This window comes from Cylindrospermopsis curvispora GIHE-G1 (genome assembly GCF_014489415.1).
Lineage (GTDB): Bacteria > Cyanobacteriota > Cyanobacteriia > Cyanobacteriales > Nostocaceae > Raphidiopsis > Raphidiopsis curvispora_A.
In genome coordinates, this window is sequence record NZ_CP060822.1 from 1,568,359 (window position 1) to 1,584,407 (window position 16,049).

At 40.9% G+C, this 16,049-nt stretch carries 18 protein-coding genes and 1 other annotated feature; of the genes, 15 read left to right on the forward strand and 3 right to left on the reverse strand.

Annotated elements, in window-relative coordinates; genetic code table 11:
- Positions 1-111: 111 nt before the first annotated feature.
- The 8 genes from secE to IAR63_RS07235 all read left to right on the forward strand — a co-directional run bounded on the left by secE (position 112) and on the right by IAR63_RS07235 (position 4,639).
- Positions 112-333: a preprotein translocase subunit SecE gene (gene secE, locus IAR63_RS07200; RefSeq protein ID WP_187707097.1), complete on the forward strand. Its 222-nt coding sequence runs from the start codon at positions 112-114 to the stop codon at positions 331-333.
- The gene (gene nusG, locus IAR63_RS07205) at positions 333-962 is read left to right on the forward strand and encodes a transcription termination/antitermination protein NusG (protein ID WP_187707098.1); all 630 of its coding nucleotides are present in this window, start codon (positions 333-335) and stop codon (positions 960-962) included. The genes secE and nusG overlap by 1 nt, the downstream gene beginning before the upstream one ends.
- 6 nt (positions 963-968) lie before the next feature.
- Positions 969-1,394 carry a 50S ribosomal protein L11 gene (gene rplK, locus IAR63_RS07210; protein ID WP_009342016.1) on the forward strand — a complete coding sequence of 142 codons (426 nt, stop codon included), beginning with the start codon at positions 969-971 and terminating at the stop codon, positions 1,392-1,394.
- A 66-nt stretch (positions 1,395-1,460) separates the two neighbouring features.
- On the forward strand, positions 1,461-2,177 hold the full coding sequence (gene rplA / locus IAR63_RS07215) for a 50S ribosomal protein L1 (RefSeq protein ID WP_187707099.1): 717 nt from the start codon (positions 1,461-1,463) through the stop codon (positions 2,175-2,177).
- Positions 2,174-2,349 (forward strand) — a sequence feature (ribosomal protein L10 leader region). (Overlaps the previous gene by 4 nt.)
- 64 nt (positions 2,350-2,413) lie before the next feature.
- A complete protein-coding gene (gene rplJ / locus IAR63_RS07220; RefSeq protein WP_096545598.1) occupies positions 2,414-2,959 on the forward strand; it encodes a 50S ribosomal protein L10 in 546 nt (181 codons plus the stop codon).
- Positions 2,960-3,028: 69 nt separating this feature from the next.
- Positions 3,029-3,421 carry a 50S ribosomal protein L7/L12 gene (gene rplL / locus IAR63_RS07225; protein ID WP_187707100.1) on the forward strand — a complete coding sequence of 131 codons (393 nt, stop codon included), beginning with the start codon at positions 3,029-3,031 and terminating at the stop codon, positions 3,419-3,421.
- Between the two features lie 313 nt (positions 3,422-3,734).
- Positions 3,735-4,259, forward strand: a complete 525-nt coding sequence (locus IAR63_RS07230; protein ID WP_369806410.1) for an SRPBCC family protein — start codon at positions 3,735-3,737, stop codon at positions 4,257-4,259.
- Positions 4,260-4,399: 140 nt separating this feature from the next.
- Positions 4,400-4,639 (forward strand): hypothetical protein, encoded by a 240-nt coding sequence (locus IAR63_RS07235; RefSeq protein ID WP_187707101.1) that lies wholly within the window; start codon positions 4,400-4,402, stop codon positions 4,637-4,639.
- A gap of 163 nt (positions 4,640-4,802) precedes the next feature.
- Here IAR63_RS07235 and IAR63_RS07240 read toward each other — a convergent pair whose 3' ends face one another.
- Both IAR63_RS07240 and IAR63_RS07245 read right to left on the reverse strand, forming a co-directional pair.
- Positions 4,803-6,167, reverse strand: a complete 1,365-nt coding sequence (locus tag IAR63_RS07240) for an NAD(P)/FAD-dependent oxidoreductase (protein ID WP_187707102.1) — start codon at positions 6,165-6,167, stop codon at positions 4,803-4,805.
- Positions 6,168-6,341: 174 nt separating this feature from the next.
- A complete protein-coding gene (locus IAR63_RS07245; RefSeq protein ID WP_187707103.1) occupies positions 6,342-7,049 on the reverse strand; it encodes a Ycf66 family protein in 708 nt (235 codons plus the stop codon).
- Between the two features lie 195 nt (positions 7,050-7,244).
- Here IAR63_RS07245 and gndA point away from each other — a divergent pair, with 195 nt between their 5' ends.
- Positions 7,245-8,675 carry an NADP-dependent phosphogluconate dehydrogenase gene (gene gndA / locus IAR63_RS07250; RefSeq protein WP_057177659.1) on the forward strand — a complete coding sequence of 477 codons (1,431 nt, stop codon included), beginning with the start codon at positions 7,245-7,247 and terminating at the stop codon, positions 8,673-8,675.
- 95 nt (positions 8,676-8,770) lie between these two features.
- On the opposite strand, the gene IAR63_RS07255 is transcribed toward gndA, so the two are convergent.
- Positions 8,771-9,808, reverse strand: coding sequence for a serine/threonine-protein kinase (locus IAR63_RS07255; RefSeq protein ID WP_187707104.1), 1,038 nt, complete (start codon positions 9,806-9,808; stop codon positions 8,771-8,773).
- Between the two features lie 139 nt (positions 9,809-9,947).
- Between IAR63_RS07255 and IAR63_RS07260 the strand changes: the two genes are divergently transcribed.
- From IAR63_RS07260 to IAR63_RS07285, 6 genes are all read left to right on the forward strand, one after another.
- Positions 9,948-11,018 carry an aliphatic sulfonate ABC transporter substrate-binding protein gene (locus IAR63_RS07260; RefSeq protein ID WP_057177661.1) on the forward strand — a complete coding sequence of 357 codons (1,071 nt, stop codon included), beginning with the start codon at positions 9,948-9,950 and terminating at the stop codon, positions 11,016-11,018.
- Positions 11,019-11,104: 86 nt separating this feature from the next.
- The gene (locus tag IAR63_RS07265; protein WP_187707105.1) at positions 11,105-12,844 is read left to right on the forward strand and encodes a fumarate reductase/succinate dehydrogenase flavoprotein subunit; all 1,740 of its coding nucleotides are present in this window, start codon (positions 11,105-11,107) and stop codon (positions 12,842-12,844) included.
- Between the two features lie 17 nt (positions 12,845-12,861).
- On the forward strand, positions 12,862-13,089 hold the full coding sequence (locus IAR63_RS07270) for a 4Fe-4S dicluster domain-containing protein (RefSeq protein WP_187707106.1): 228 nt from the start codon (positions 12,862-12,864) through the stop codon (positions 13,087-13,089).
- A 27-nt stretch (positions 13,090-13,116) separates the two neighbouring features.
- Positions 13,117-14,130, forward strand: coding sequence for a HEAT repeat domain-containing protein (locus tag IAR63_RS07275; protein WP_187707107.1), 1,014 nt, complete (start codon positions 13,117-13,119; stop codon positions 14,128-14,130).
- Entirely contained in the window at positions 14,120-15,145 is a 1,026-nt protein-coding gene (locus IAR63_RS07280) for an Mrp/NBP35 family ATP-binding protein (protein ID WP_187707108.1), read from the forward strand. The genes IAR63_RS07275 and IAR63_RS07280 overlap by 11 nt, the downstream gene beginning before the upstream one ends.
- Positions 15,146-15,349: 204 nt before the next feature.
- Positions 15,350-16,033 (forward strand): hypothetical protein, encoded by a 684-nt coding sequence (locus IAR63_RS07285; RefSeq protein ID WP_006276224.1) that lies wholly within the window; start codon positions 15,350-15,352, stop codon positions 16,031-16,033.
- Positions 16,034-16,049: the final 16 nt, after the last annotated feature.

Sequence of the window (16,049 nt, forward strand, 5' to 3'; positions counted from 1 at the left end):
AGTGACACAATGTCGCCAACCGCACCGAGTTAACCCCTAAATTTAGGACTGGTGTGCTAAACTAGGGTGTAACTTTCATAAAGCAACCTAAGAAACGGGGGTATAAAGACCGTGACTAAAAAAAACGAGGCAGAAATGCCAGAAAGTGTTGGTGGGTTTAGCTTCAACAACTTTTTTCAGGGAACAAAAGAAGAACTTGATAAAGTAGTTTGGCCCAGTCGTAAACAGCTGGTGAGTGAATCAGCAGCCGTTTTGTTAATGGTAACCCTATCCGCATCTTTGATATATCTAGTTGATGGACTTTTTGCTTGGGCAGCAAAACAGGTGTTCTGATGAGTTATGCAACAGATGAACCAAGGGATGCTTTCCAGTCAGAAGATACCCTGGGAACAACAGTAAATGAATCACGTTGGTATGCGGTACAAGTAGCCTCTGGTTGCGAAAAACGTGTAAAAGCAACTTTAGAACAGCGTATTCAAACTTTTGATGTTGCTGACAAAATTATTCAGGTAGAGATACCCCACACTCCAGCAGTCAAAATCCGTAAAGATGGTACCCGTCAACAAACAGAAGAAAAAGTTTTTCCCGGATACGTTCTAGTGCGGATGACGATGAGTGATGACACTTGGCAGATAGTAAAGAATACTAGCCATGTGATTAATTTTGTAGGAGCAGAGCAGAAGCATGGTAGCGGTAGAAGTCGCGGTCACGTCAAACCGGTTCCCCTAAGCAACTCAGAAGTAGAACGTATATTCAAGCAAACCACAGAACAGGAGCCAGTAGTTAAAATTGACATGGCTACGGGTGATAAGATCATGGTACTTTCTGGTCCATTCAAGGATTTTGAGGGTGAGGTGATTGAAGTGTCGCCAGAAAGGAGTAAACTAAAAGCTCTACTCTCGATTTTCGGACGAGATACACCAGTAGAACTGGAATTTAATCAGGTACAAAAACAGAGCTAAATCCAAATGGCGAAGAAAGTAGTGGCGGTCATTAAATTGGCCTTAAATGCTGGGAAAGCCAACCCAGCACCACCTGTTGGTCCTGCACTTGGTCAACATGGTGTTAATATCATGATGTTTTGTAAGGAGTACAATGCCAAAACAGCTGACCAAGCTGGCATGGTAATTCCGGTAGAAATTTCCGTATTTGAGGATCGGAGTTTTACATTTGTACTCAAAACACCCCCAGCATCGGTTTTAATTCGCAAGGCGGCAAAAATTGAGAGAGGTTCGGACCAACCAAACAAGAAAAAGGTTGGTAGCATTACTAGAACTCAGTTAAAAGAAATTGCCCAAACCAAACTTCCTGACCTCAATGCCAACGACATTGAAGCAGCGATGAACATTGTGGAGGGAACAGCCAAAAACATGGGTGTGACCGTTAAGGATTAAAATTCCCAATCTCAAATCATATTGGGGGAGAGGTGAGGAACTTCGAAACAACCCCAGGAGGAAAACATGGTAAAGAAAGTATCACGCCGATTACAGGCGTTACAAGCAAAAGTAGAAGAACGGGATTACGCTCCCTTAGAAGCGTTAGCCCTATTGAAAGAGACTGCCACGGCAAAATTTCCCGAAGCTGCTGAAGCACATATTCGCCTGGGAATTGACCCTAAGTACACGGATCAACAACTGCGAACCACTGTGGTGTTACCCAAGGGTACAGGTCAGATAGTGCGGGTAGCAGTTATTGCTAGAGGGGAAAAAGTCACAGAAGCCACCAATGCAGGGGCGGACATAGCTGGTTCTGAAGAGTTAATTGACGAAATTCAGAAAGGCATGATGGACTTTGATAAGCTAATTGCTACTCCTGATGTGATGCCACAGGTAGCAAAGCTAGGGAAATTATTAGGTCCTCGTGGCTTGATGCCATCACCTAAGGGTGGTACAGTAACATTTGACATAGCAAGTGCCATTAGTGAGTTTAAAGCTGGTAAATTAGAATTTCGTGCTGACCGAACTGGCATTGTTCATGTTATGTTTGGTAAGGCTTCCTTTACTCCGGAAGATCTGCTGGTCAACCTCAAAGCATTGCAAGAGACCATTGATCGTAATCGTCCTTCAGGAGCAAAAGGTCGCTATTGGCGAACATTCTATATCTCTGCTACCATGGGTCCATCAATTAAAATTGATATTAATGCCCTGAGAGATTTAAAAACAACTGACGCTGCATAATTTGCATAATTAAGCCGGAGACAGCAGGTGCGTATAGCTTAATATCCTGCCTAGGTTGTAATTTTAACTGACTGAAGTAATTCCACATCTCTTTAGCAGATGTGGGAACTACAGCATTAAAAATACTACTATGAAACCCCGGCCAAGATCGCTGGGGTTTGTTGTTTTCCGTAAGTCAACATGGCCATAACTAAATTACTCACGACTGAGCATTTACCCTAGGAGGTGACACAAGTATGGGTAGAACGTTAGAAAACAAAAAAGAGATAGTAGCGGACCTAAAAGGGACTCTAAGTCAGTCAACTTTGGCACTGGTAATTGATTATCAAGGTCTAACGGTTGCTGAAATCACCGACTTGAGAAGGCGTTTACGTCCTAGTGGTACAGTCTGCAAGGTGACTAAAAATACCTTTATGGGACTGGCTATTCAGGAGGAAGAAAAATGGCAACCGATGTCAGAATTGCTCAAGGGCTCTTCTGCTTTTTTGCTAGTTAAGGAAGATTTCTCTTCCGCAATTAAAGCCTACCAAGAATTTCAAAAAGCCACTAAGAAGACCGAACTGCGTGGCGGAGTGATGGAAGGGCGCTTGCTCAAGGATGAGGATGTCAAGGCCTTGGGAGATTTGCCATCCAAGGAACAGCTGATGGCACAAATTGCGGGAGCTATCAACGCATTGGCCACAAAAGTTGCTGTGGGTATCAAGGAGGTTCCCAGTTCTTTGGCTCGTGGTATTCAAGCTATTGCTGACAAAGATAAGGAAGGCGCAACCACACCTGAATAGGAGCGTTTAGCTTTACCTTTCTTATTTCCACTAATCAACAAAAACGACAATTTCTTAGGAGTTATATCAATGTCTACTGCAACCGATCAAATTTTAGAACAGTTAAAATCCTTGACCCTGTTGGAAGCTGCGGAACTGGTTAAGCAGATTGAGGAAGCGTTTGGTGTAAGTGCTGCTGCGCCCGTTGGTGGCATGGCAGTCATAGCTGCACCTGGTGGAGCAGCAGCAGCAGAAGTAGTCGAGGAGCAGACTGAATTCGATGTAATTCTGCAAGAAGTACCTGCTGATAAGAAGATCGCGGTTCTGAAAATTGTGCGTGAAATCACTGGTTTAGGTTTGAAAGAAGCTAAGGAGTTAGTAGAGTCTACTCCTAAAGCGGTTAAAGAGGGTGTAAACAAGGAATCCGCTGACGACATTAGTAAGAAGATTACTGAAGCTGGCGGTAAGGTAACCATTAAGTAGCATGGTGACGCGAGCCTGCACTGTACTCACAGGTCACAGTGTAGGCTTTCTCAATCCACAGGTCCAGAACATTAAGAAATGTGAAGCACTTTAAACAAAAAAAATAACCAACTAGGCTTTGGAGGAACGGAAATTATACCTGATGCTGTTAATATTAGGAAAGGATAGTGGATGACCTTTTTGAGATTTTAATTCTCCATTCCTATTCTCAAATCAAGTGTTGAGATTGCCTATCTTAGTTTTACCGAGCAAATCATTCAAATTCTCAAAAGTGACCATACAAAACTACAGTCTGGGACTTGACTCCCCAAATATCATCCGGTCAAAGGATAAGAATGCTCTGGAGCAAAATTCAGATGGGGTTAGCATCCAGGTAGAAAAACTATCCGACAGACAAAGACAAATTACTGCTCAGGTGCAAATCCACCAACCAGTACAAAGGGTATGGAAAATCCTCACGGACTATGAGTCCTTGGCGGAGTTTATACCTAACTTGACTAAAAGTTCTTTAATAGAACATCCTGAAGGTGGTATACGTTTAGAACAAATAGGGTCTCAGCGGTTGCTGAACTTTAAGTTTTGTGCCCGTGTGGTGCTAGACCTGGAAGAGATTTTTCCCAAACTGATCAAATTTGAAATGGTAGAGGGAGACTTCAAAGGGTTTTCTGGTTTCTGGAGCTTAGAACCCTGTAAATTAGGAAGCGGGGAGGGAACCAATCTGTGCTACACAATTCGAGTTTGGCCAAAGCTGACCATGCCAATAGGGATCATTGAAAATCGCCTCGCCAATGACCTACAGTGTAACCTTCTGGCAATTCGGCAAAGAGCTAGTTGGTGAGTGAAACAATATTAGGACTCATTTTGGCAATATTTCTTAACTGTGCTACTTATTTTTTCTTATAATTTCCTTATAACTCCATAGTATGGTGTTTACCAACTCAAAAAGTGACATTTGACATTAATAAGGGGGTAACAACTATGTCAGTTGACCTAAAAGAGGAGATATGGAACCTATTGGGGGAAGATCAGTTTTTAAAAACTAGTTTAAGCGGATTCTGGTGTAAGGATTTAGAACTGGACGACCCAGAAGAATATGGGGGACAATTAAAGGACTATCCCAGTGATTATAGGGACTATGAGTTCCCAAGTCCAACCACAAATGATTGGGGTGATCCAGAAAGCATCAAAGCCCAAGGGAAGTATCAAAAAATAGATTAGATTTGACATACTCGCTGACATTAGAAATGGTACTTTAGCACCTAATTTAAATTGTACAGCCACCCAGGGGAGTGGGCCAGAACGTATAAACAGGGTTCATGGTTAAAAGTGATTGCTGGATAAGCGTTCTGGCTAAAGCTATAATTCAACAACTACAAAAAACCTATACTTTAACTGTATGCTGTGCAGTTTCTGCTGCTTGATAGGGATTATTGTTGTTGATAGTTTGTGTATCTAAAAAAGCTGCTTTACCTGTAATTAATCGAGAGCGACGATTACGAGTAATATAATTCCATGCCCACTGGAAAACCACTACTAATTTAGTGTCAAACTCAATTAGGAAGTAGATATGAACTACTAGCCAAAATACCCAAGCAATAAAACCTTTCAGTTTGATAAAACCTAAATCTACTACAGCTAAATTTTGCCCAATCATGGCCAAACTGCCCACATCATTGTAATTAAATTCTGGCAAAGTTTGACCTTGTAATCTCAGTAAAATTAGAGTACCCACATATTCGCCTTGCTGTTTGGCCACTGGTGCGACACCGGGTAAAGGTTTGCCATTTTGATGGGAGAAGCTGGCTAAATCCCCAATCACAAAAATGTTTTTAAACCCTGGAATGGTCAGATTGGGTTCTACAATTACCCTACCAGAAAAATCTCGCTCAATATCCGCTCTTTCTGCTAGGATTTTGCCTATGGGTGAACCTTGAACACCAGCGGCCCATAATATGGTTTTGGAAGCAATCTGCTGAATCCGTTCCCCAGTTTTGAAGGTAACAATATCATTTTCTAGGTTTGTTACTCTGGTTTGAGTTTGAATCTCTACACCCAACTTTTGTAAGGAGAGTTTTGCCTCTTCTGATAACTCCGGTGCAATATGTGGTAACAGGCGATCGCCCCCTTGTAGTAGTAATATTTTGGTTTCTGATGTATTAATACTACGAAACTCATCCTTCATGGTTTGGTAAGCCAATTCTGCGATCGCACCTGCTAATTCTACTCCTGTGGGACCACCACCTACGATGACAAAGGTCAATAGAGCGCGGCGTTTTGCCGGGTCAGATTCCTTTTCTGCTGCTTCAAAAGCAGAAAATATCCGCCGACGCATTTCTATAGCATCCTCCACGGTTTTTAGACCTGGAGCCAAATCTTTCCAATGGTCTTTACCAAAATAAGAGTGATTAGCACCGGTGGCTAGGATTAGGGTATCATATTGTACTACTTCTCCACCCAGAAAAACTTTTTGTCCTTTGGGATCAATATCGGTGACTTCTCCTAGCAGCACTTGAGTATTTTTGCTGTTTCTAAAAACAGAACGGAGTGGTGCGGAAATGTCAGCGGGTGATAATGTGCCCGTAGCAACTTGATATAAAAGTGGCTGAAATAGATGAAAGTTTCGTTTATCAATAAGAGTGACATTTACGTTGGTATTAGCGAGGGTTTTTGCCGCATAAAGTCCCCCAAATCCTCCTCCAATGATAACAACATGATGTTGTTTATTCTTTGCTGGTGAAACAACCATAAGAATTATTCCCTTTTGTTAAGAATTACGTAACTTTTCTTAACAAATATCTAACAAACTTATTAGAGATTGTGCCGTTTGTTTGAAACCATTGACAAAATTCTAAAAGTGATTAACACTACTCAAGAGAGAAAGGATCTGGAGAATACTGGCTAAAGCTATGCTGCCAATCGTCTAGGATTCGGGAGTGGATGGTTCAGGGGTGGATGGTTCAGGAGCAGATGGTTCAGGGGTGGATGGTTCAGGAGCAGATAGTTCAGGGGTGGATAGTTCAGGGGTAGATAGTTCAGGGGTGGATGGTTCAGGGGTGGATGGTTCAGGGGTAGATAGTTCAGCGGTAGATAGTTCAGGGGTAGATAGTTCAGGGGTGGATGGTTCAGGGGTGGATAGTTCAGGGGTGGATAGTTCAGGAGTAGAAGCTGGTGACGGGGATATTTTAGTATTTACAGAGGGGTTTTTAAAAACCAGTTGCTGAACTTTGACTATAAGATCATTAAACGGCTTAATCATTAATGATGGTAGCTGTTGCAGCTTTTCCAGTAAAGATATCTTAGATACTGGTTGTGGAACTGGTTGCTGAATCCCCTTAATCTCCGGTTGTGCAGTGGGAACTAAGGTGAGTTTTCCCTTGGAGACAAGTTGACCACGCAAAGAGAGAGTTTGCCAACCAAACCATAACAAAAGTGACACACTAGCTACATGACCCAGTAATAGACCCCCGGTAATGCGGGATGCAAAAACCCATAATACCAAAGCATAAAACAAACCAACCCCGCTCCAAATAAAATCGTTTTTGCGGTGAATTTCCGGGAAAAAGAAAGCACTGGCGTAAATAGTTAAACTGGCAATTGCCACTACCAACGATAGAATATAAACAAGCATATTTTGCAACTCCTGTCCTATAAGTTTTATCTGTTCGGGAAAATACAAATCAAAATCAGATTCTAGAGTTTAGTAGTTATGGTTTATTGTCTTACACATCAACTCTTAATGTCTTCTTTAGAAGTGAACCGAAAATCTCGGATTACCCTTAAAGATGAAAGCATCTGCAAGAGTTAGCCAAACCCAAAAACAACTATGACACTACAAAGCTTTGGCGTAATTGGATTAGCCGTTATGGGCGAAAATATTGCCCTCAATGTTGAGCGTAATGGCTTTCCAATTGCAGTTTACAACAGATCTCGAGAAAAAACAGATGCGTTTATGTCAAACCGAGCTGGTGGCAGAAACGTTAAGGCAGCTTTTACCCTAGAAGAATTTGTTGCTTCACTGGAACGTCCTCGTAAAATCTTAGTAATGGTACAAGCTGGCAAACCTGTTGATGCAGTTATTCAACAGCTCAAACCATTACTTCAAGAAGGAGACATCATTATTGATGGTGGTAACTCTTGGTTTGAAGATACGGAAAGACGTACCCAAGAATTAGAACCCACTGGTTTACGCTACATTGGTATGGGTGTAAGTGGTGGTGAAGAGGGAGCATTGAATGGTCCCTCACTCATGCCAGGTGGTACAAAAAGTTCTTATGAGTATCTCTCACCAATTTTTAACAGAATCGCTGCACAAGTTGATGATGGTCCCTGTGTGACTTATATTGGGCCCGGTGGTTCTGGTCACTACGTGAAAATGGTTCATAATGGGATTGAGTATGGCGACATGCAGTTAATTGCAGAGGCTTATGATTTACTCAAGAACGTTGGTGGACTAGATGCTACCCAACTGCATCAGGTATTTACAGAGTGGAATCAAACAGACGAGCTGAACTCATTTTTGATTGAGATTACAGCCAATATTTTCCCCTACGTTGATCCTGGGACTAAACAACCCTTAGTAGATTTAATTGTTGATGCTGCAGGGCAAAAAGGTACTGGTCGTTGGACCGTGCAAACTGCTTTAGAGTTAGGGGTTGCTATTCCTACAATTACTGCTGCGGTGAATTCTCGAATTATTTCCTCTATTAGGGAGGAGAGAATTGCTGCATCTAAACAATTAACAGGTCCTGTTCCCACTCAATTTAAAGACACGAGAACCTTTGTGAACATGGTGCGGGATGCACTTTATTGTTCTAAAATTTGTTCTTATGCTCAGGGTATGGCATTAATTTCCACTGCTTCTAAGACCTATAATTGGGGTCTGAATTTGGGTGAAATGGCTCGAATTTGGAAAGGTGGTTGTATTATTCGTGCTGGTTTCTTGAATAAGATTAAGAAAGCATTTGACGAAAATCCCGCATTACCTAACTTGTTGTTAGCACCTGAATTTAAGCAAACAATTCTGGATAGACAGTCTGCATGGCGGGAAATTATTGTCACAGCTGCTAAGACGGGTATTCCTGTTCCTGCTTTTAGTGCTTCTCTGGATTATTTTGATAGCTACCGTCGGGAGAGATTACCTCAAAACTTAACCCAAGCTCAACGGGATTATTTTGGCGCTCATACTTACAAACGGGTTGATATAGAAGGAACTTTCCATACTGAGTGGGTTCCTATTGCTGAAGCTAAGAAGTAATTGTTGGGAAGTTGACTTTGATTTTGAGCATTTCTAAAGTTTTGTGGGCGGTGAAAAACCCGCCCTTTTTTATAGGATTTTTCCCATGTTGATTATTAACCATTATCTAGGAACTTAGATTTTATTTCTGCTAGTTCTTGATCTATGACATCTGGAATATGGGGTTGATTGGATGTGGGTGGTTTTGGTGGACTAATTATAGTGGTGGGAATATTGACAGTATTTTTGATAGAAATAGAGCTGGGTGTTGAAATAGACTGTAATTTTAAATCTTCTATTACATCTGTAACGGTTTGATAGCGTTGACTGGGAATCATGGCTATCATTTTATCTATTATTTGCCCTAAATCATCAGTTATGGGGGTTTTTAAAAACTTTCTCCATATCCATGTAGCTTCATGACTATAATAACAGTCAAAAGGCGATCGCCTGGTTAACAGATTAATACAGGTCACGCCCAGTCCATAAATGTCGCTGGCAAATATTGCTTTTCCGCGCATTTGTTCTGGCGCGACATATTCAGGAGTGCCAATGCTCGTCCCTGTAAGATTTCTGGTTTCTTCTGTGGTTGATTTTGCTGCTCCGAAGTCAACTATAACCAGTTTATTATCACTAGTGCGACGAATAATATTTTCTGGTTTAATATCTCGATGAATTACCTGGTGGTGATGGCAAAATTGCAAAACTGGTAATAAATCAATGAGTAATTGTCGAATTTTGTCTTCTGTAAATGCACCATTTTGCACCAGTTCCTGTGCTAAATTCAACCCGTTAATAAATTCCTGAACTAAATATTGTCTATCCTCATGAGTGCAATAAGCCAACAGTTCTGGGATTTGAGGGTGTGATCCTAGTTCGTCTAAGCGAATAGCCTCTTGATTAAATAGTTGTATTGCTTTTTGGAGTGTATTCTTCCCTGATGACTGAGTATAGAATTGTTTAATTACGCAAAATGGTTTTGAAGGTTTATCCTCATCCACTGCTAAAAAGGTTCTACCAAATCCTCCTTGTCCAATGAGTTTAATTGAGCGATAGCGCTCTTTTAGAAGTAGATTGGCACCACAATTTAGGCAACAATTAACACCTTCTGGGTTTGCGGGTTGATCACAGTGGGGATTGAAACAGTAGTTCATGTTTACTTCTTTAAATATTTAACTGATCTTAAATCTTAAGTAATTTGGATTATCTACGGGATGTAGGTGACAGATTCCATCAATTCATGATATTCTACGGTACATACTAGTAATTTTAGTAGATTAGGGGGATATCTGAATGTTGAAAACAACTATTTTCCAAGGTTTGCTACCATCAGTGCAAACCGTGGCCAAACTGTCCGCTGTTGCGATGAGTGCTAGTTTATTTATCAGTGGTTGTGCTAATGAAACTAACAATAGCGGAGCCAATACATCTCCCACATCGGAAGCAAGTGCTGAAAATAAAGCCAGTAATACTGCTGGAGCGCTGAGAATCGGTTTTCAAAAATCAGCGACCGTTCTTTTTTCTCTCAAAGGTAAGGGAACCTTAGAAAATGTTTTCAAGGAGAAGGGGAAAACAGTCACATGGTCCGAGTTTCCTGCAGGATTACCAATGGTAGAAGCATTAAATGCTGGTGCCATAGATGTAGCATACGTAGGTGAAGCACCTCCTGTTTTTGCTCAAGCAGCAAAAGGCTCAACAGTGCGATATGTTGCCTATGATCCATACGGTGTTGAAGCTGAAGGTATTGTTGTTCACAAAGACTCCCCTATTCGTAGCATTGCTGATCTCAAAGGTAAAAAACTAGCGGTACAGAAAGGAGCCAATGCCCACTACTTAGCGGTAAAAGCAATAGAGTCCGTAGGTTTAAAAATTACCGATGTGCAGTTTTCCTTTGTTAAACCATCGGATGCTAGAGCAGCTTTTGAGAAGAAGAATGTTGACGCTTGGTCGGTTTGGGATCCTTATTTAGCAGCTATTGAAACGGAAGGTGCAAGACTACTAACCAATGCCAAGGGATTAGCTCCCAACCGTGGGTACTATCTTTCTTCCCAGGAATTTATAGACAAAAACACTGAGACACTGAATACACTTTTGGCTGAATTAAAAAAGGAGAGTGAATACGCTAAGAAAAACCCTGCTGAAATTGCGAAGTTTCTTTCTCCAGCTATTGGTGTGGATGCAGCTGTCCTAGAAAAAGCTGAAAGACGACGTGATTATGGTATTTTTCCCCTGACGGAAGAAGTAATTGCCAAACAACAGAATATTGCTGATACCTTTGCCAAACTCAAATTAATTCCCGAGCCAATTGTAGTTAAACAAGCAGTTTGGGATTGGAAAGAACAAGGCCAGGCAAAAACTCCATAAGAGTTAACTCAATGTCAGCACAAGTCCCCCGATAAATCGGGGGTAGTGTCTTTAATTATTCAACTATTCGCAGTTATTCAGTTATTATGTCCATCTTTGACAGTATAAATACCAAAAGAGTAATCACTGATGTTTTGGTTATCGGTGGTGGTACTGCAGGTACAATGGCGGGAATTAAAGCAAAGCAGGCAAATCCTCAACGGGATGTGTTAATTCTAGAAAAAGCTAATATTCGTCGCAGTGGTGCTATTGCCATGGGTATGGATGGTGTAAATACGGCGGTCATTCCCGGAAATTCTACTCCTGAGCAGTATGTGCGTGAAATCACCATAGCTAATGATGGTATTGTTGAGCAACAGACAGTTTACCAAACAGGTAAGCTGGGTTTTGAGGTGATCCAGGAATTAGAAACTTGGGGAGTAAAGTTCCAAAAGACACCTCAAGGAGAATATGATCTTAAACAGGTGCATCGTGTGGGAAAATATGTCTTACCAATGCCAGAAGGTAAAGATCTCAAGACAATTTTGGCCCGACAGGTGAAGCGTCACGGTGTACGAGTGACTAATCGAGTTATGTCCACTAGGGTATTAGTGGAAGATGGTCGAGCAATAGGAGCAGTTGGTTTTGATGTACGCAGTGGCGATTTTGTTGTTATTCAGGCTAAAGCGGTAATTTTATCCACCGGTGCAGCAGGAAGATTAGGTTTGCCAGCTTCTGGCTATCTTTATGGAACCTATGAGAATCCCACTAATGCAGGTGATGGTTACTCCATGGCTTATCATGCAGGTGCAGAACTCTCTAATATTGAATGTTTTCAAATTAATCCTTTGATTAAGGACTATAATGGACCTGCATGTGCATACGTAGCTGGTCCATTTGGTGCACACACAGTTAATGCTCAGGGACATCGCTTTATCAGTTGTGATTACTGGAGTGGTCAGATGATGTTAGAGGTGTGGAAAGAGTTAAACTCTGGCAAAGGTCCAATACAACTGAAGATGACTCATCTTGATGGGGATACAATTGCTGAAATTGAGCGCATTCTTTGGTCAAATGAACGTCCCAGCAGAGAACGTTTTCATCTCGGGAGAGGGGAAAACTATCGAACCCATGGCATAGAAATGAATATTTCCGAAATAGGGCTATGTAGTGGTCATAGTGCATCCGGTGTGTGGGTTAATGAACGTGCTGAAACTACTGTTAAGGGATTATATGCGGCCGGTGATATGGCAAATGTTCCTCATAACTATATGATTGGTGCGTTTGTATATGGCAGAATTGCTGGGATTGAAGCTGGGAAATACAGTGAAAGTATTGAATTTGTTGAACCTAGTCTTGAGTTTTTGACAGCGGAGAAAATAAGAATTTATTCTCATTTAACACGACCTGGTGGTATTCCTCATACTCAAGTGGAATATAAGTTACGTCGTTTGGTTAATGACTATTTACAACCACCAAAATCTGCCAATAAGATGGAAATTGGATTGCGTTTGTTTGAGGAGTATCATCAAACTCTTGACATGATGGGAGCTTGCGATCCGCACGAGTTGATGCGCTGTATGGAAGTACATTTTATCCGTGACTGTGCGGAAATGGCTGCACGAGCTTCCTTATTTCGTAAGGAGACAAGATGGGGACTTTATCATTATCGTTTGGATTATCCAGAAAAAAATAATTATGAGTGGTTTTGTCATGTTAATCTGAAAAAAGACGATTCGGCACAAATGAAGTTGTTTAAGCGTCCCGTGTCTCCTTACTTTATTCAAGTAGATATTGATAAAGACACGTACAATGTCTCTATGGACAATAATACCCATATTAATTAAATAGGAAGGTTAAATTTATGGCTTCAATCAATCAAAGAGTAGATGCTCCTGTTATTGTAGATGAATCAAAGTGTTTAACAAAGTGTACTGCTTGTATTGAGGTTTGTCCCCTTGATGTGCTGGCTAAAAACCCTGAAACCGGTAAGGCATATATGAAATATGATGAGTGTTGGTTTTGTCTACCCTGTGAAAAAGAATGTCCTACTAATGCGATTACTGTACAAATCCCTTTTTTATTAAGATAGGAGTTTTTTGGATTATTGATATCTATTATGTCTATTACTGGCAATCCTGAATTAGAGGAATGGATAGAATTATTACAATCACCAGATTTGAGCGATCGCCTGGTGGCAATTAAAACGCTCCAACACTTGGGTGATGAACAGGTAATTGATGTGATTTTAGCAGCGCTTAATGATGAGAGTGCTGCTGTGCAAAAAATAGCGATCGCCAGTGTATGGGAGTTGGCTAATCCCAAAGTAGTTCCGCACCTAATTCCCCATCTTGGGTCAACAGATGAGGAAATTCGTACACTTACCCTATCAGCTTTAGGTGAGTTAGTCTCTCAGGATTCACAATTGCTTTTGCTGGATGCTCTACAGGTAAATAATGTACCCAATGATATACATAGTGTATTTATTCAGCGAAACATTTTAATTCTGCTCCGTAAAATCCATGACGCCCAGTGTTTACCTTATTTACTGCCATTTCTGGAATCAGAGCATGCTGAATTAAGAGAAGCTGCAATTACCACCTTACGTTATCTTAATCAAGTTAAAACTAGTCCCAATGCCATAGGTTTACTAAAAGACCCTATTGATTTTGTCCGCCGTGAAGCTGCTTTAACGTTGGGATATTTGACCGATAGCCAAGTTATTCCTAGTCTTATCAAAGCGTTAAAGGAAGATCCAGATTGGCAAGTGCGACGTAATGTGACAAAAGCTCTGGCAATTCATGGAAATGATGGAGCTATTCCAGCACTAATTGAGGCGATCGCAGATGAACATTGGCAAGTAAGACGCTTTGCAGCTCAAGCTCTACAAAAGATTTTTCAAACTGTTAAGACTGAAATTGCTATTCCTGCTTTGATTAGGGCGCTTGCTGATGAGTATGCTGATGTTAGGAAAGATGTAGTTATCGCCTTAGCTACTCTTGGCAGTCCCTTGGCGATCGCTCCTTTAAAACAAATGCTGGATGATCCTGATCGAGAAGTTAGCATTCAAGCAAAAGGAGCAATGGAAAAAATAACTATTCACGAAGAAATCAAAGAAATCCATGACTATTGATCAGGTAGATATCCGCAAATCTGAGGTTATTGAACTCCTCAAACAGATTAATGTGCCAATTCTAAATAATAACGTGGTGAATTTAGGGATGGTGAGAAATCTGAGAATTATGGATGATAGCGTTTACCTGAGACTATATCTTGGTTCTGGTGAACTGGATCTAAAAGAAGAGGTGAGGACGAAACTCTCCCAACTAGGATGGTGCAAGAAAACCTATATAGAAATACGCACCATATCCCAGGTTCGCAGAACCATAGGTATTTCTAGTGGTAAAGGAGGAGTGGGTAAATCCACCGTTGCTGTTAATCTCGCAGCTGCATTGAGTTTATCAGGTGCAAAAGTAGGTTTACTAGATGCAGACGTGTATGGACCAAATATACCACAAATGATGGGACTAAGACATTCGGAGATTATTGTAACTGATACTGCTGATGGTCAAAGATTTATTCCCTTAGAAGCTCATGGCATAAAGCTGATGTCAGTAGGCTTATTAGCAGAACCTGATCATCCTCTAGCTTGGCGCGGTCCTGTTTTGCATAAGATTATTAATCAATTTATTCATCAGGTTGAATGGGGAGAAATGGATTATTTGCTGATTGATTTACCCCCAGGTACGGGAGACGCCCAGATTACAATCGTTCAAGAAAGTCCCATTTGTGGCGTGATTCTAGTAACAACTCCCCAACAAGTGGCGATCGCGGATGTGCGACGGAGTATATACATGTTTCGTCAGGTAGGTGTGCCTGTTTTGGGGATTATTGAGAACATGAGCTATTTACTAAATGAAAATGTAGACAGTTTCCAAGCTCCCCAATACATCTTTGGGAAAGACGGTGGTAAACTCTTGTCAGAAGAACTAGAAGCACCTTTACTGGGACAAATTCCCATTCATCAGCGTATTTGTGAGAGTGGCGATCGCGGATTGCCAATTGTTTTAGGCGATCGCCACTTTTTACCCAGTCGAATTTTGGAACAAATAGCCCAAGGTCTGAGGAAAACATTTAACAACTTATAATACTAAATTCACAAAATCTTCATCCTGGGGCATTTTTCCCATGTTAAGGTAACAACTATTAGGATAAATAAAATACGAAATCAGCTGACCAGATCATCGGTGATATCTACACTTGCTCCTGAGTAATTGAGCTTCTACCAGGTCTTACAGACTTTTGGTAGAAGCACTTCATTCTTGCGTTCAAAAAATAGTGAGGTTTAACAGATGGTTGCTTCCGTAAGAAAAACAGTTCGTGATCTTGTTTTTAAAAACCGACAACTGGCACAGTTATACTACTCCCTAAGTTTAACCCAACCTGTTTTACCACATTGGGTTGGTAATGACTTCTATCGCATCAAATCTTCCTGGGGGTTGCAACCTCATTTGTGTCCATGTGACCTGGAACTAATTGAGTATCTACAAAAGGATGATATTCAGGATCAAACAATTTTTCATTTTGGTACGGGATCTCATCATATACTGGGATTAGAAAATCAAAAGTTAGCAAAACCTAATGAAATTATTGGCATTACTGCTTCAATTCCCGAACATGAAGCATACGTAGAAATGTGTCGTAAAAACCGCCATTTGGCTAAATTCTATAAGGTACTGTGCACAGATATCTACACTCTTAATGACCGTTCCCTACCCATGTTAGATGTGGTAGCACTCTTTCATATTGGTGAATTTTATCTTCCTGAAGATGCTCCCTTTATTCATCACAATGATGAATCCATGGTGGATTTATTCCTCAGAAAAATGAATCCTAATGGAAAAATTCTCTTCTACACCAAATCCGTCGGTTATAGTAAAGCGGAGGAAATCATCAAATCCTTTACAGCACAAGGAAAAATTCACCTAGTTGAAGAATTCAAAACTCTTTTAGTTTACGCTAAAAATAACCCTTAAGAGGGATTAAAAGCCA

Bases quoted from the DNA above. Each gene is read 5' to 3' on its own strand.
- IAR63_RS07265 (WP_187707105.1), top strand. From the start codon at position 11,105: ATGTCCATCTTTGACAGTATAAATACCAAAAGAGTAATCACTGATGTT.
- rplK (WP_009342016.1), top strand. From the start codon at position 969: ATGGCGAAGAAAGTAGTGGCGGTCATTAAATTGGCCTTAAATGCTGGG.
- IAR63_RS07285 (WP_006276224.1), top strand. From the start codon at position 15,350: ATGGTTGCTTCCGTAAGAAAAACAGTTCGTGATCTTGTTTTTAAAAAC.
- IAR63_RS07270 (WP_187707106.1), top strand. From the start codon at position 12,862: ATGGCTTCAATCAATCAAAGAGTAGATGCTCCTGTTATTGTAGATGAA.
- rplA (WP_187707099.1), top strand. From the start codon at position 1,461: ATGGTAAAGAAAGTATCACGCCGATTACAGGCGTTACAAGCAAAAGTA.
- IAR63_RS07280 (WP_187707108.1), top strand. From the start codon at position 14,120: ATGACTATTGATCAGGTAGATATCCGCAAATCTGAGGTTATTGAACTC.
- rplL (WP_187707100.1), top strand. From the start codon at position 3,029: ATGTCTACTGCAACCGATCAAATTTTAGAACAGTTAAAATCCTTGACC.
- IAR63_RS07260 (WP_057177661.1), top strand. From the start codon at position 9,948: ATGTTGAAAACAACTATTTTCCAAGGTTTGCTACCATCAGTGCAAACC.
- rplJ (WP_096545598.1), top strand. From the start codon at position 2,414: ATGGGTAGAACGTTAGAAAACAAAAAAGAGATAGTAGCGGACCTAAAA.
- IAR63_RS07235 (WP_187707101.1), top strand. From the start codon at position 4,400: ATGTCAGTTGACCTAAAAGAGGAGATATGGAACCTATTGGGGGAAGAT.
- IAR63_RS07275 (WP_187707107.1), top strand. From the start codon at position 13,117: ATGTCTATTACTGGCAATCCTGAATTAGAGGAATGGATAGAATTATTA.
- IAR63_RS07240 (WP_187707102.1), bottom strand. From the start codon at position 6,167: ATGGTTGTTTCACCAGCAAAGAATAAACAACATCATGTTGTTATCATT.
- gndA (WP_057177659.1), top strand. From the start codon at position 7,245: ATGACACTACAAAGCTTTGGCGTAATTGGATTAGCCGTTATGGGCGAA.
- nusG (WP_187707098.1), top strand. From the start codon at position 333: ATGAGTTATGCAACAGATGAACCAAGGGATGCTTTCCAGTCAGAAGAT.
- IAR63_RS07255 (WP_187707104.1), bottom strand. From the start codon at position 9,808: ATGAACTACTGTTTCAATCCCCACTGTGATCAACCCGCAAACCCAGAA.
- IAR63_RS07245 (WP_187707103.1), bottom strand. From the start codon at position 7,049: ATGCTTGTTTATATTCTATCGTTGGTAGTGGCAATTGCCAGTTTAACT.